Genomic DNA, 12,399 nt, shown 5'->3' on the forward strand with positions numbered 1-12,399 from the left:
GCACAGCCCCGTCACCCTTCGTTGGAAGACTTCTCTCACCGGGAAACTCTCGTCGCAGCGTGATTCACATCCCTGGGGGAACCTCGATGCCCGCTCGTAACCGCCGGAGCACCGCAGCCGTCGTCGCCGCGAGTGCCACCGCACTGCTCACCCTGTGCGGCACGGCCGCCACCGCTACGGCCGCTTCGTCCGCCCAGCGGGTCACCGTGCCCAGAGGACTCACCATCAGCGACGGCACCCGCCATGTCGTGGTCAACGGCAGGTCCATCGACTTCGGCACCGTCGTCCGCGACCTGGCCTGGAACCCCAGCGGCAGCAAGGCCGCCTTCGTCGACGGGCACGGCGACCTCGTCGTCTCCGACCCCGACGGCAGCCACCGCGTCACCGTCGCCGCCAACCCGGGCGGCCAGACCTGGTCCCACCCCACCTGGCAGGTGACCGCCGCGGACCGGGCGAACCACATCCCCGCGAAGAACAACCTCATCTTCTCGGCCAAGATCCACGGCCACACCGTCCTGGAGGGCGTCAAGGCCACCAGCAACCACGGCAAGCCGGCCAGGATCAGCCTGAACGGCGACCCGGGAGACGGCGCCATCCCCCAGACCGACAACACCTGGCCGAACGTCGGCGGCGACTACGGCACGGCCGTCTACGAGAACACCCACACCGGCGAGGTCTACATCCGCGACGACTACCTGCGGCAGCAGGGCGGCGCGCTGACCAAGGGTTCCGAGCCCGCTCTGTCCCCCGACAACGACGAGGTCGTCTTCGTCCGCTCCGTCCACGGGCACGACCACCTCTTCGTCGAGGACTTCGGCGGCTCCCACAACGTCGTCAAGGACGTCACCCCCGCCGCCACCACCGACTACACCGAGCCCACCTGGTCGCCGAGCGGCAAGACCATCGCCTTCCGCGCCCCCACCGGTACGTACACCATCACGAAGTCCGCCCACGGCTTCGGCAGGCCCGTCAAGGTCTCCAAGCACACCGGCCTGCCCGCCTACCGGGGTTGACCGCCTACCGGGGCTGTCCGCCGCCCAACCGGCCGCCGGAGCGGGCGAGTTCAGCCTGGAGCTCCGGCAGGTGCTGGTCGGCCGTGTCATGCGGCAGGTACTCGACCACATCCAGGAAACGGAACAGCACCTGGGCCTTGGTGACGGCGAACTCGTAGTCGCCGTACCCCACCACGGCACCCATCTGCCCGCGAACAGCGCCCCGGACGACATGCGCGGTCATGTCGTCCGGGTTCTGTGCCGTCAGCCCCCGGCGCGCGTTGGGGCGTGCCAGATACGGGCAGACCATCGAGGCGTAGAGCATGCACGCGCGGTGGCCCGGACCCTCCAGGGTCGCCGCCATGTTGCGGTACGGCCGCCCGGCGGCGAGCGCCTCGCGGATCGCGGCACTCTCCGCGGCACCGACCACCCGCCACACCGGCCCCCTGGGCATCAGGGTGTTGCAGACCGAGCACAGCCGTTGTCGCGCGCACTCGGCGCTGCGTGCGTAGTCGGTCAGCGCGAACTGGGGTTGGCCGTCCTCCCACGGGGTGATCGCGGGCACGGGGTAGCCGCGGCTGTCACGAGGCCTGGCCTCGACGGTCGCCGGCATGGGCACGGAGTCGAATCGCACACCCCATGGTGGACCGGACGGCCCCGGCCTGTCCGTACCGGTACCGGTGTCAGTTCTCCGTCACGCGGAACCAGTCGGGGCCGCCGACCGGGTACTCGTAGACGGGACGGCCCCGGCTGCCGCTGGTGCGGAAGGGCCTTCCGTGGTCGTCGATCCGGATCGTGCCCTGCCGGCCGCCGCTGGACCACTGGAGCTCCACGTACCAGCGCACGTCGTGGGCACTGGCATGCGCGGTGACGTACAGGACCTCGGGGTCGGACTGGCTGACCTTGTAGGGGACACCGCGCTGGCCGGCCTTCGGCACGATGACGGGGTGAGCGGCGTCGAGGTCCGTGTCGAACGACCTCGTCTCGACGCCTCCGCCGCAGCCCGACGACCCCTCGTACGCGTTCCAGGCCGGGGGCGCGCCCGAGTCGACCACACGGACGTGCAGGGACTCGATGACGACGGTCTCGTCCCCGGCGCCCTGCACGGTCAGCGCCACCCGTTGCGCGTCGGCGGCGACGGCGCCGTGCGCCTTCACCCAGCCCGGGACGTCCTGCCCCATGACCGGCGGTGAGACTTGGCTGGGCGGCCGGTCGATCAGGTACTTCGCCTCGCACTGCGGGTCGTCCCAGGCATAGGTGCGGGTGCTCACCGTGAGCGGGACCGCGTCGCTTCCCTGGGCGCGGCCCGTGTCGGTGCCGTGCGCCGAGGTGTCGGTGCTGTGGGGCGACGGCTCGGCGTCGGGCGTTCCGGGGGCCGGGACCGGGGCCCGGGTGTGGCCCGGACGCGCGGAGGGGGACGTGGACGCCGACGGGTGCGGCGTGGGGGCGGCCGGGGCGCGCTGTCCGGAGGAGATCACGGTGGCCTCCGGCCGGCCATTGTTCGCCGCGTCCGGCCTGACGACCTTCAGGTCGAACGCGAACGCGGTGGACACGGCGACGACCACGGCGGTGCCCGCCGCGATCAGGGCCCACCGCCTGCGGGCGGTCCCTATGAGCCCCGGCATGCGGCGGGCGGGGGCGGTCGCCTCCGGCGACGCTTCGGAGACGGGTGCGGGCCGGGGCGGGGGCGGCAACGGGGTGTCCGGCACGGCCTCCGGCTGGGGGTGGTCCGTGGGTGCCTGCGCGGAGCGTGGCTCCGGGCCCGAGCCTGAGCCGGACGCGGATGCGGACGCCGACGCGGACGTGGCCGTGGACGGCGACGCGGACGTGGACGCCGACGCCGACGTAGGCGTGGACGCCGACGTGGCCGTGGACGCCGACGCGGACGCCGACGTGGACGTGGACGCCGACGCCGACGTAGGCGTGGACGCCGACGTGGACGTGGACGCTTCGGCCCGGTCCGGGGAGTCCGGCTCCGAAGCCGCCGCCGCGGCCCGCCGGGCGCGTTCCCGGGCGGCGTCCGCCAGGACCCAGCGCCGGTGTAACTCGACCAGCTCCTCGGGAGTCGCCTTGCACACCCGGCCGAAGCGGGAGACGGCCGCGTTGTCGGCCGGCACTCCTTCCCCCTTGCAGTACCGGTGCAGCGTCGAGGTGCTCATGTGCGCGCGTTTCGCCAGGGCCTCGTAACTCAGCCCGGACCGCTGCTTCAACTCGCGCAGCAGCGCCGCGAAATCAGCGATCTCCTCAGCCGCCCCCACCAGTCCTCCATTCCGTTCGCCATCCCAGAAGGGTTACGTTTCCCCAGGTCAAAGCCGGTTCGCGCATCCCGGCGTCCCAAAACTCCCGATGGAATGGCGGTTGGGACGCCGCATGGCACAGGCTTGGGCCATCCAAGCACGGCGCCTCGCCGGACACGGTGATCGGGCCCGCTCAACTCCGCCTTCGTGGCGCGTGCTTGCGGCGCCTCCGGCCGCGCCCCGTCTTCCTGATGTTCGTTCCTGATGTTCAGAGAAAGCAGTCCATTCATGCGTATGACCACTCGTTCCGTCTCCCGCACGGCCGCCTCCTCCATGGTCGTCGCCGCCCTCGCGCTCGTCGGCGTCCAGGCCGCCGGGCAGACCGCTTCCGCCGCCCCGAAGACGGCCGCCTCGGTCGTCACCTGCACCGCGGCGAACACCAAGCTGACCGTCACCGAGGTGTCCCGCCCGATCAACCACCTGCTTCTCAAGGCCACCAACACCGGCACCAAGCCCTGCTACGCGTACAGCGCCCCCTTCCTGAGGGCCGGCGCCGACGCCCAGGCCCCGGTGGCGTGGAACGAGGACAGCACGCCGCAGGCCGTGGTGACGCTCAAGCCCGGTGAGTCCGCCTACGCGGGCGTCCTGACGTCCTCCCCCGACGGCGAAGGGGGCGGCACCGAGAAGACCCTCGGCGTGATCTTCGCCGACCGGAACGGCGGCGCGACCGACAAGGAGAAGACCCTGAACCTGCCGAACGGCGGAGTCTTCTTCAACAGCGCGGCCGCCGTCACCTACTGGCAGGACAACGCGGCGGACGCCCTCACCTGGTAGTGACGGAGAAGGCCCAGGTCGGTGACCTGGGCCTTGTCGCACGAGGGGTGCCCCGTCAGGTGGCTGTCGGCCGCGTGCGGTCCGCCTCAGTCCGAGAAGGGGACCGCGTCGGCGGCGGACGTGTGCCAGCTGCTGACGATCGGCTTGTCCACGACGAACGAACCGACCTTCAGGGACACCGGGTTGGGGTCGGCGTCGGAGACGGAGACGATGAGGCTGTCCAGCTCCTTGCCGCCGTCCTCCTTGGTGGTCTTCGGGTTCACGCCGGCGTAGGCGGTGACCCCGGCGCGGAGCGTGATGTCCTGGCCCGCGGACTGTTCCGCGGGCGAGGCGGCCGTACCGTCCGATCCGAAGGCCACGACCGGCAGCGCGGCCCGGAGGACACAGGTGATGCCGGGCTTGGCCTTGGCCTTGATCAGGAAGTAGCCGCCGGCCTGGGTCTCGGAACTCACGCTCCAGGAGATGTCGTTGGTGCCGCACACCTGCCAGTAGCCGCTCTTGTCCCCGGAGGTGCCGGTGCCGCCCGTACCGGACTTGCCCGACGAGCCGCTTCCCGTGGTCCCACCGCCGGAGGTCTTCGAAGCGCCGGCACCGCTGCTTCCGCCGTTCGCGCCGCTCTTGTTGCCGTTCGCGCCGCCGTTGGTCGTCGTCGCGCCTCCCTTGCCGGATGCCGCCGAGGAGTGCGGGGTGGCGGCCACGTCAGCCGACGCCGACGACGTGTCACCGTTGCCGCAAGCGGTCATCAGCAGGCCCGTGCCGAGCAGGGCGGTGGCGACGAAAGCGGTGCGCAGACGACGGTTCATCAGGGATTTCCCTTCCAGGGTGACAGTTGCGGGACGCCGGGTGCGCGGTTACCGCGCGCTTACGATCACCAAGACGGCGGCTCCTGAACGCCGGTTGGCGCCGTCTCACGTCCAGGACGCTGCTGTCACGCCCCTGTGACACCGCTACGGCGAATGAGCCTCGGGTTCAGCGGACCGACCAGGTCAGCAGCGTCGTCACCAGGAACACGACTACCGCCGCGAGCCAGACCACAAGACGTGTCGGCCCCGATGACCGGGCCGGCGTCCGCTCCTCCCGCTCCCTCTCCCCCTCACCCTCCCGAGACAGCAGCGCATCCGCGAACGCCTGCGCGGTCTGCGGCCGGTCCTCGGGGTCCGCGGACAGCGCGGCGCGAAGAAGTGTGTGGATGCCGTTCGGCAGCCCCAGCTCCTTGGGAAGCGTCGGCGACGGTGCCGTCGATGCCCGCTCCGTCACGAGGATCGCGCGACCGGCCGGACCGAACGGCTTGCATCCGGTGAGGAGTTCGAACGTCACGACACCGAGGGCGTACACGTCGGCCCGGCCGTCGAACCCGCCGGTCTGGAAGGCCTGCTCGGGCGCCATGTACGCGGGCGTGCCGGTGGTCACGGTCAGCCCGGACGCGTCGGCCAGTTGCTTCGCGCTGCCGAGGTCGGCGACGAGTACGGCGGTGGGGGTGCGGCCCGCGTCGAGCAGGAGGTTCGACGGCTTGATGTCGCGGTGGACGACGCCCGCGTCATGGAGCACCTGGACGGCGTACCCGGCCTCGGCCGCCAGGTGCAGTGCCTCCGCGGGCCGGCAGTGCCCGATCCTCTCGGCCAGCGTGCCGCCCCGCACGTAGTCCATGACGAAGTAGGGCCGGTCGTCCTGGACACCGACGTCGTGCACCCGCACGACACGCGGGCTGGAGATCCTGCGGAGCAGCCTCGCCTCCGCCAGGAAGCGTTGGCGTACATCGGCGTTCGAAGCCCAGTTGTCGGCCAGCACCTTGACCGCGACGTCCGTGTCGAACTCGGGATCGTATGCTCTCCAGACGGTGGCGAACGAACCGGCTCCCAGTCTCTCCTCGAGGAGATAACGACCTAGCTTCTGCATGTGGAAGCATTTTGCCGGGTGGTGTCCGGGTCGGGCCGCAATGGGGGACGGCAAGGTGATCGGGGGACAGCAGGGTGATCGAAGAGGATGAGCTGACACGGCTCGTGGCGTCCGCCCGGGCGGGTGACCGGGCGTCCATGGACCGCCTCCTCGTCAGGCTTCGGCCCACGGTCATGCGCCGCTGCTCCAGGTTCCTTCCGCACCACGCCGACGCCGAAGAGGCCGCGCAGGACGCTCTGCTGTCCATCAGCACACATCTGCACGAGTACAGCGGGCGGGGCTCGTTCCTCGGGTGGGTGACAGTGATCGCCTCGAACGCCGCTAGGTCCACGTACCGTTCGATGCGCCGGCGCGCGGAGGACAGTCACGCTGTCCTCCCCGAGGGTGCCGACCCCCGTACGACCAGCGTCATCGCGGGCACCCGCCTGGACCTGATGGAGGCGCTGGCCGCCCTCGAGGAGCGGCATCCGGCCCTGCTGGAGTCCTTCGTGCTCCGCGATCTCGGGGACCTGACCTATCTTCAGGTGGCCGAGATCACCGACGCTCCCCTGGGCACGGTCAAGGACCGCATCCACCAGGCCCGTCGCTTCATGCGGGACCGCCTCGGCGGTGGCTTCTGAGACATCCCTCTCCAAAGGCGCCTGCCGTGCGAACCCGGACCATCGTCGTCATCCTGGCGGCAGCCGTCGGACTCGGCCTGCTGACCGGCCGGTTCGTCCTCCCCGCTCGCTCCGCTCCGGCCGGCCCGGAAGCGACGCCGGGTGCGGCGGCGTCCTCGCCGGGCAACGGCTCCCCGACGCCGAAGCCCGCCGGCGGGCCCATGACGGACCGGCACCTGCTGGCGGCGGCCGAGTTCGGGAAGGTCGGGTTCTCCAAGCACGTCTACGTGCGGGACCGTGTCGGAGACGGCAACTACGCCAACGCCGCCTGCACCGGGGAGAAGACCCTCGGCGAGACCTTGGGAGGGTCTGACGCGCACTTCCGCGGGTTGATGACGACCAAGGACGCGGACGGCAGCGACCCCACCATGGCCAGGAGCATCGACGACCAGGTCGCGCGGGAGGTCGCCGCCGACGCCAGGAGCCCGGCACTGGCTCAGAACTTCGCCGAGCGCCTGCTGCTGGAGGAAGTCCCGTGCCAGGAGGAACCGGCCACCCACTGGGTCTACGGGCCGACGCACACGATCGATGTCGCTCCGAGGATCACCGCGAGCTGGATGGGTTACTACGACGGCGACCTGAACACCACAGGGACCGCCCCACGGGGCAAGGAGCCGTGCGGAGGCATCGCCGTACTCCGGAACGGTTCTCACTACGGGGTCCTGGAGGTCGATGCCTGCCTGGACACGGCCGCGATGACGCGGATCGTCCGCGCGGCCGTGACACGGCTCTGAGACCACCCCGCCGCCGCTGACAGGAGTGAGCTGGATCACGCCGATCTCGGTAAATCGCCATCCAACATCTCCGGTGCCCCCGGCATCTCCCCCGGTGTACGACGACGCGAACCGCGTCGCGCCCAGACAGGAGACGAGATGTTCGACAACCAGATCAACCAGCTCGGCAACCAGTTCGGCAACAAGCTCGCCAACCGGACAGCCGGCAGGAAGTTCTCGCGTCGCGGTCGTACCGCGGGAGTGGCTGCCGTCGTCGGTGCCGCCTTGACCGCGCTCGTCCTCGGCACGCAGCCCGCCGCCGCGCAGGGCTTCGGCGCCGGCAACCTGATGCAGCGTGAGGACTTCTTCCAGCAGGGCCTGGCCCCGGTCAGCGCGAAGGTGGACCTGACCGGCAAGCAGGCTCTCTCGGCCTGCTCCGGCGAGGAGACGATGCGAGCGTTCACCAAGGGGAAGGCCGGCGCCTACGCCGACGTGACCTGGACCTTCGACACCAAGGACACCCTGCTGACCGAATCCGTCGCGGACACCTCCGCCGACGCGTCGGCGGCCTCGTTCGTGAAGCAGCTGAACAAGCTGGTGCGCGGTTGCCAGCAGGAGCCGGACGGTCACTGGTACTACGGCAAGGGGCACGCGCTCACCGTCAGGGGCGGCATGGGCAGTTGGTACCCGGCCTTCAACGGCGACGGCAAGGTCGCCGGCGGTGTCGCGGTGATCCGCAGTGGCCACAGGTTCGGCATCGTGGAACTCTCCGGCCAGCCCAGCGACGACCCCGGCTACGTGGAAGGCATCGCCGCCGCCGCCATCAACCGCCTGGCCGACTGAGTTTCGGGTGGTCGGTGTCCGGTAGCCAGTCGCGGTGTGGTGCGTACTCCAGCCAGCGCCGGGTACGGCCGGCTTCGGCGAAGCCGCGCAGCAGGGTGTCGAGCAGCGGGTGGCGGGACGACTCCCGCCAGGCCAGCGACCAGGCGTACAGCGGTGTCGGCTCGACGAGCGGGACGGAGCGCAGGCCCATGTGGTCGGGCAGCGGCGCGTCGGCGGGGAAGACGGTGAAGCCCTCCGGGTCGGCGCGGAGGTGTCGCAGGAGGTGGTCCAGGCCCAGATTGGGGCCGTCGTGCCGCCGCGTGATCCGGAACTCGTCGGCGAAGCGGCGCAGGAAGTCCAGGCGGTCCAGTTCGGCCGGGCACCACAGGACGCTGTCACGCAGGTCGGCCGGACGCAGGCTGTCGGCGCCGGCCGACGGGTGGGACGGGCCGACCACCGCGTCGACGGGTTCCAGACGCACCAGGCGCTGGGTGAGTCCCGCGTCCCGGCCGTCGGGCAGCGGGTGAACCCGGCCGAATCCCAGGTCCGTGTCACCGCGCAGCAGGGCCTGCGCGACCGACGGCCAGTCACGTCCCGGGCCCGGTTCCCACCGCACCGCGCCGAGCGCCTGTACGGCCTCGGCGACCGTGCGCATCGGCGCGTACAGATGGCCCCACGTGTCGATCCGTACGACCGGCCCGGCGCCGGTCACCGCGGCGATCGCCCGCTCGCCCGCCGCGAGCGCCTCGCGCGCGGCCGGCAGGAACCGCTCCCCCGCCTCGCTCAGCCGGATGCCGCCCTGGCGCTCGAAGAGCCGCACACCCAGCGACTCCTCCAGTCGCGCGATGCGTTTGGACAGGGCCTGCTGACTGGTGTTCAGGTCCTCCGCGGCCCGCCCGAAGTGCAGTGTCCCGGCGGTCGCGACGAAGGCGCGGACCAGGGCGAGGTCGAGGTCCATGGCGCTGACCCTATGCGACAACCGCCCGTTGTCGGCCGGGCGGCCCGGTTGTTGGCCGGGGTGCCGCACCACGCGGTCGGATGGTCCCGGAGGCCGCGTCGAGGGGCGGCCCGAGGCCGACGAGGAGATGACCACGTTGAAAGCCTTCGTACCGACCGGGGATCCCGCCGAGCCGGTCGTGCTCGCCGACGTCGCCGAGCCGACGCCGCGCCGCGACGAGGCGCTGGTGAGGGTCGAGGCGTTCTCGGTCAACCGGGGCGAGACGTTCAGGCTGGAGAAGCCCGCCGCCGGTGAGCGCCCCGGCAAGGACGTCGCGGGCCTGGTGGTGCAGCCGGCCGCCGACGGCAGCGGGCCGTCCGGTATCGCGCGGGTCGTCGGGCACCCCATGTCAGGGGGCTGGGCGGAGTACGTCGCGGTGCCGGCCACCGCGCTCGCCGAGCTGCCGGACAGCGTTTCCGTGATCCAGGGCGCGGCGCTGCCGCTGGCCGGTCTCACCGCGCTGCGGCTGCTGCGCGCCGCAGGGCCGGTGCTGGGCCGGCGGGTGCTGCTGACCGGTGCCTCCGGAGGCGTGGGCCACTTCGTCACCGAACTCGCGGCCGCCGCCGGGGCCCAGGTCACCGCCGTGACCAGGGACGCCGAACGCGGCGCCCGGCTCGCCGGACTCGGTGCCGCCGAGATCGTCCACGACGTCGCCGACGCCCGGGGACCGTTCGACATCGTGCTGGAGTCGACCGGCGGCCAGGCCCTCCCCCTCGCGCTGGCCCGGCTCGCCGGGCGCGGCACGCTCATCTGGTTCGGGCAGGCCAGTCGCACACCGGTGACGCTCGACTTCTTCGACTTCTTCGCCGGGCCCGAATCGGCTGTCATCCGCCATTTCCACTACCTGGACGCCGACACCCGCCTCGACGACGACCTGGCGGCACTCGTCCGGCTGACCGCCGAAGGCCGCCTGCGTCCCGAGATCGGCCGGGTCGCGGACTGGGCCGACACCGCGACCGCCCTCACCGACCTGCGCGACCGCCGCATCCGCGGCAAGGCCGTCCTGACCCTGTCCTGACCCGGTCCCGACCTCTCCTGAACCACGCCGGAACGACCGAAGGAGCAAGCACCATGCCGAGCACCACCGATCCCAGGGCCGTCGTCATCCGCTACGTCGAGGCCGTACGCGACGGCGCCGCCGACGTCATCCACGACAGCTTCGCCGCGGACGCGACCTGGCACTACCCGGGCAGCCTGCCCATGTCCAGGGTGTGGCGCGGCCGCGACCAGATCATCGACGAGTTCCTCGGCAACATGGGAACGGTCTTCGTCCCCGGCACCCTGGAGATCGAACTGGTCGGCACGATCGCCGAGGGCGACCGTGTGGTGGCCGAATGGACCGCCAAGGGCGAGACCGTGTACGGCGGCACCTACGACAACCGCTGCCTCGGCATCTACACGGTGCGCGACGGCAGGATCGTCTCCGTCGTGGAGTACGCCGACACCCACCACGTGGCCGCGACCCTCCTCCCCGCCCATGACACCCACCGGCCCGCCGACGCCGAGTGAGTGCGGCGTTCGGCGGTGAGGGCGGCGGCGGTCCACGACCAACAGGCCTGCCTGGTCGGAAGGATCGGCGTCGTGTCGGTCAGAGGGGCCTCAGGTCGTGGCCGGCCCTGCTGACGAAGTCCGCCATGGTCTTCTCCACCTTCGCGGCTTCCTGGGCCTGGGCCGGCGTCACCAGCCAGGCCATGCCGCCGGTGATCACGCCGGCCGTCGACGCGGACCCGGCAGTGATCACCGCGACCGCCACGTCGCCTGACATGCTCCCCCTCGGCAGCCACGGATGCCGGGCACAGAACCGGCCCCGGCCATCCACCCGAGTCAGGGGCCGTTCTCACCGCTCAGTGGCATCCGAGGGAGTCGAGGGCGGCGAGGATGTCGGCGGGTTCAGCCCGCTTGGTGTAGTCGGTGTCCACGAACGCCCAGCGGATGATGCCGTCACGGTCGATGACGTACGTGGCCGGCAGCGGCAGGGTGCGGGCGTGACCGCCGTTGACGCGCTGGAGGTCGAAGCCGAACTCGTCGTAGACGGCGGTCAGGTCGTCGGGCAGGTCGAAGGCAAGGCCGTACTGCTTGGCGGTGTCCGAGCCGACGTCGCTGAGCACGTCGAAGGCCAGTTCGTGCTTCTCGGCCACGGTCAGGGACTCGTCGGGGATCTGCGGGGAGACGGCCACCAGACGGGCGCCTTGCGCGACGATGGCGTCGTGGTGCTGCTGGAGGGCGCGCAGCGCGAGGTTGCAGTACGGACACCAGGCGCCGCGGTAGAAGGTCAGCACGACCGGGCCCCGGGCCAGCAGCTCGTCCAGGACGACGGTGCGTCCAGCGGCGGAGGGCAGGCTGAAGCGGGGTGCGTGGGCGCCCGCGGACAGTGCGCGCCCGGACGCGCCGGAGGCGGCGAGTTCCTGGGCCGCGCGCTCCATGACGTCCCGCTGTGCGGCCGGGATCTGCGGGAAGCGGGACGTGTAGAAGGCGCGCAGTTCGGCATCAAGGCTCATCGTTGCTGTTCCCCCTGCTGACGACGGCTCAACTCGGAACGAACGTTCCAAGATGATCCGAGGATAGCGGGTGACGGGCTATCTTGGAACTATCGTTTCAGGATGGTGAGGGACGCATGCCGGACATCAAGCACTTCGACCCCGAGGCGGCCCTGGACACGGTGGTCCGGCTGTTCTGGCGGCAGGGCGTCGCCTCGACCGGCGTACAGGACGTCGTGACCGCGACCGGGCTCAACCGCTCCAGCCTCTACGCCACCTTCGGCGGAAAGCAGGAGCTGTACCTCGCCGCGCTCCGGCGCTACGTCGAGACCCACTCCGAGCCGGCGTTCCGCCGCCTCGCGGAGGACGACCGCGGACTGCCGGCCGTCGCCGGGTTCTTCACCGGGCTGATCGAGGTCCGCTGCTCGGGACCGTACGCGCGGTGGGGCTGCATGGTGGTCAATGCGCACGCCGGCGCGGAGAACGGCGACACGGAGGTCCTCCGCGTCCTCGACCGGCACCATCACCGCTTGCGGGATGCCCTGTTCGCCGCCCTCCGCACCGCCCGGGCGCGGGGGCAGCTGGCCCCGGGCACCGACCTCACCGAAGCCGCCGAGTTGCTGGCCACGCTCGCCTACGGCGTCAACCTGCGCTCCCGCACCGGGGCCGACGCCCCCACCCTGCACCGGACCGTGTCAACGGCCCTCGCCTCCCTGACCGGGACCTGATCCACCACGGCTCCTGCCACCGGACCGACCGGCTCTGCGCCTGC

General features: G+C 71.5%; 15 protein-coding genes and 1 pseudogene. 8 read left to right on the forward strand and 8 right to left on the reverse strand.

Annotation, left to right across the window (positions count from 1 at the left end):
- The first annotated feature begins 86 nt into the window (after window positions 1-86).
- On the forward strand, window positions 87-1,013 hold the full coding sequence (locus ACFY01_RS21705) for a TolB family protein (protein WP_390737346.1): 927 nt from the start codon (window positions 87-89) through the stop codon (window positions 1,011-1,013).
- A gap of 4 nt (window positions 1,014-1,017) precedes the next feature.
- On the opposite strand, the gene ACFY01_RS21710 is transcribed toward ACFY01_RS21705, so the two are convergent.
- The 3 genes and pseudogenes from ACFY01_RS21710 to ACFY01_RS21720 form a co-directional block, all read right to left on the reverse strand.
- Window positions 1,018-1,605: a hypothetical protein gene (locus ACFY01_RS21710; protein ID WP_390737347.1), complete on the reverse strand. Its 588-nt coding sequence runs from the start codon at window positions 1,603-1,605 to the stop codon at window positions 1,018-1,020.
- Between the two features lie 70 nt (window positions 1,606-1,675).
- Window positions 1,676-2,617, reverse strand: a complete 942-nt coding sequence (locus tag ACFY01_RS21715; protein WP_390737515.1) for a hypothetical protein — start codon at window positions 2,615-2,617, stop codon at window positions 1,676-1,678.
- A 477-nt stretch (window positions 2,618-3,094) separates the two neighbouring features.
- Window positions 3,095-3,250, reverse strand: a pseudogene (locus ACFY01_RS21720) (helix-turn-helix domain-containing protein); the annotation flags it as partial.
- Between the two features lie 273 nt (window positions 3,251-3,523).
- Between ACFY01_RS21720 and ACFY01_RS21725 the strand changes: the two are divergent.
- A complete protein-coding gene (locus ACFY01_RS21725) occupies window positions 3,524-4,063 on the forward strand; it encodes a DUF4232 domain-containing protein (RefSeq protein ID WP_390737348.1) in 540 nt (179 codons plus the stop codon).
- 86 nt (window positions 4,064-4,149) lie between these two features.
- Here ACFY01_RS21725 and ACFY01_RS21730 read toward each other — a convergent pair whose 3' ends face one another.
- Together ACFY01_RS21730 and ACFY01_RS21735 are read right to left on the reverse strand one after the other, a co-directional pair.
- Window positions 4,150-4,866, reverse strand: a complete 717-nt coding sequence (locus tag ACFY01_RS21730; RefSeq protein ID WP_390737349.1) for a DUF4232 domain-containing protein — start codon at window positions 4,864-4,866, stop codon at window positions 4,150-4,152.
- A 166-nt stretch (window positions 4,867-5,032) separates the two neighbouring features.
- On the reverse strand, window positions 5,033-5,959 hold the full coding sequence (locus ACFY01_RS21735; RefSeq protein ID WP_390737350.1) for a serine/threonine-protein kinase: 927 nt from the start codon (window positions 5,957-5,959) through the stop codon (window positions 5,033-5,035).
- Window positions 5,960-6,033: 74 nt separating this feature from the next.
- Here ACFY01_RS21735 and ACFY01_RS21740 point away from each other — a divergent pair, with 74 nt between their 5' ends.
- The 3 genes from ACFY01_RS21740 (at window position 6,034) to ACFY01_RS21750 (ending at window position 8,174) form a co-directional block, all read left to right on the forward strand.
- On the forward strand, window positions 6,034-6,579 hold the full coding sequence (locus tag ACFY01_RS21740) for an RNA polymerase sigma factor (RefSeq protein ID WP_390737351.1): 546 nt from the start codon (window positions 6,034-6,036) through the stop codon (window positions 6,577-6,579).
- Window positions 6,580-6,605: 26 nt separating this feature from the next.
- Entirely contained in the window at window positions 6,606-7,352 is a 747-nt protein-coding gene (locus tag ACFY01_RS21745; protein WP_390737352.1) for a hypothetical protein, read from the forward strand.
- A gap of 138 nt (window positions 7,353-7,490) precedes the next feature.
- The gene (locus ACFY01_RS21750; protein WP_390737353.1) at window positions 7,491-8,174 is read left to right on the forward strand and encodes a hypothetical protein; all 684 of its coding nucleotides are present in this window, start codon (window positions 7,491-7,493) and stop codon (window positions 8,172-8,174) included.
- Here the strand turns inward: ACFY01_RS21750 and ACFY01_RS21755 are convergent.
- Window positions 8,155-9,111: a LysR family transcriptional regulator gene (locus tag ACFY01_RS21755; RefSeq protein ID WP_390737354.1), complete on the reverse strand. Its 957-nt coding sequence runs from the start codon at window positions 9,109-9,111 to the stop codon at window positions 8,155-8,157. The two genes, ACFY01_RS21750 and ACFY01_RS21755, sit on opposite strands and share 20 nt — an antisense overlap.
- A gap of 127 nt (window positions 9,112-9,238) precedes the next feature.
- Between ACFY01_RS21755 and ACFY01_RS21760 the strand changes: the two genes are divergently transcribed.
- Both ACFY01_RS21760 and ACFY01_RS21765 read left to right on the forward strand, forming a co-directional pair.
- On the forward strand, window positions 9,239-10,168 hold the full coding sequence (locus tag ACFY01_RS21760) for a zinc-binding dehydrogenase (RefSeq protein WP_390737355.1): 930 nt from the start codon (window positions 9,239-9,241) through the stop codon (window positions 10,166-10,168).
- A 53-nt stretch (window positions 10,169-10,221) separates the two neighbouring features.
- Window positions 10,222-10,659 (forward strand): nuclear transport factor 2 family protein, encoded by a 438-nt coding sequence (locus ACFY01_RS21765; protein ID WP_390737356.1) that lies wholly within the window; start codon window positions 10,222-10,224, stop codon window positions 10,657-10,659.
- 79 nt (window positions 10,660-10,738) lie between these two features.
- On the opposite strand, the gene ACFY01_RS21770 is transcribed toward ACFY01_RS21765, so the two are convergent.
- Together ACFY01_RS21770 and ACFY01_RS21775 are read right to left on the reverse strand one after the other, a co-directional pair.
- A complete protein-coding gene (locus ACFY01_RS21770; protein ID WP_390737357.1) occupies window positions 10,739-10,915 on the reverse strand; it encodes a hypothetical protein in 177 nt (58 codons plus the stop codon).
- 79 nt (window positions 10,916-10,994) lie between these two features.
- The gene (locus ACFY01_RS21775; protein ID WP_390737358.1) at window positions 10,995-11,648 is read right to left on the reverse strand and encodes a peroxiredoxin-like family protein; all 654 of its coding nucleotides are present in this window, start codon (window positions 11,646-11,648) and stop codon (window positions 10,995-10,997) included.
- Window positions 11,649-11,764: 116 nt separating this feature from the next.
- Between ACFY01_RS21775 and ACFY01_RS21780 the strand changes: the two genes are divergently transcribed.
- The gene (locus tag ACFY01_RS21780; RefSeq protein ID WP_390737359.1) at window positions 11,765-12,355 is read left to right on the forward strand and encodes a TetR/AcrR family transcriptional regulator; all 591 of its coding nucleotides are present in this window, start codon (window positions 11,765-11,767) and stop codon (window positions 12,353-12,355) included.
- Window positions 12,356-12,399 lie beyond the last annotated feature (44 nt).

It is taken from the genome of Streptomyces sp. NPDC001480, from assembly GCF_042894725.1.
In the GTDB taxonomy this organism is placed as follows: Bacteria; Actinomycetota; Actinomycetes; order Streptomycetales; family Streptomycetaceae; genus Streptomyces.

Excerpts from the sequence above, each read along its gene's own strand:
- ACFY01_RS21705 (WP_390737346.1), top strand. The coding sequence starts at position 87 with ATGCCCGCTCGTAACCGCCGGAGCACCGCAGCCGTCGTCGCCGCGAGT.
- ACFY01_RS21710 (WP_390737347.1), bottom strand. The coding sequence starts at position 1,605 with ATGCCGGCGACCGTCGAGGCCAGGCCTCGTGACAGCCGCGGCTACCCC.
- ACFY01_RS21715 (WP_390737515.1), bottom strand. The coding sequence starts at position 2,617 with ATGCCGGGGCTCATAGGGACCGCCCGCAGGCGGTGGGCCCTGATCGCG.
- ACFY01_RS21725 (WP_390737348.1), top strand. The coding sequence starts at position 3,524 with ATGACCACTCGTTCCGTCTCCCGCACGGCCGCCTCCTCCATGGTCGTC.
- ACFY01_RS21730 (WP_390737349.1), bottom strand. The coding sequence starts at position 4,866 with ATGAACCGTCGTCTGCGCACCGCTTTCGTCGCCACCGCCCTGCTCGGC.
- ACFY01_RS21735 (WP_390737350.1), bottom strand. The coding sequence starts at position 5,959 with ATGCAGAAGCTAGGTCGTTATCTCCTCGAGGAGAGACTGGGAGCCGGT.
- ACFY01_RS21750 (WP_390737353.1), top strand. The coding sequence starts at position 7,491 with ATGTTCGACAACCAGATCAACCAGCTCGGCAACCAGTTCGGCAACAAG.
- ACFY01_RS21755 (WP_390737354.1), bottom strand. The coding sequence starts at position 9,111 with ATGGACCTCGACCTCGCCCTGGTCCGCGCCTTCGTCGCGACCGCCGGG.
- ACFY01_RS21760 (WP_390737355.1), top strand. The coding sequence starts at position 9,239 with ATGACCACGTTGAAAGCCTTCGTACCGACCGGGGATCCCGCCGAGCCG.
- ACFY01_RS21765 (WP_390737356.1), top strand. The coding sequence starts at position 10,222 with ATGCCGAGCACCACCGATCCCAGGGCCGTCGTCATCCGCTACGTCGAG.
- ACFY01_RS21770 (WP_390737357.1), bottom strand. The coding sequence starts at position 10,915 with ATGTCAGGCGACGTGGCGGTCGCGGTGATCACTGCCGGGTCCGCGTCG.
- ACFY01_RS21775 (WP_390737358.1), bottom strand. The coding sequence starts at position 11,648 with ATGAGCCTTGATGCCGAACTGCGCGCCTTCTACACGTCCCGCTTCCCG.
- ACFY01_RS21780 (WP_390737359.1), top strand. The coding sequence starts at position 11,765 with ATGCCGGACATCAAGCACTTCGACCCCGAGGCGGCCCTGGACACGGTG.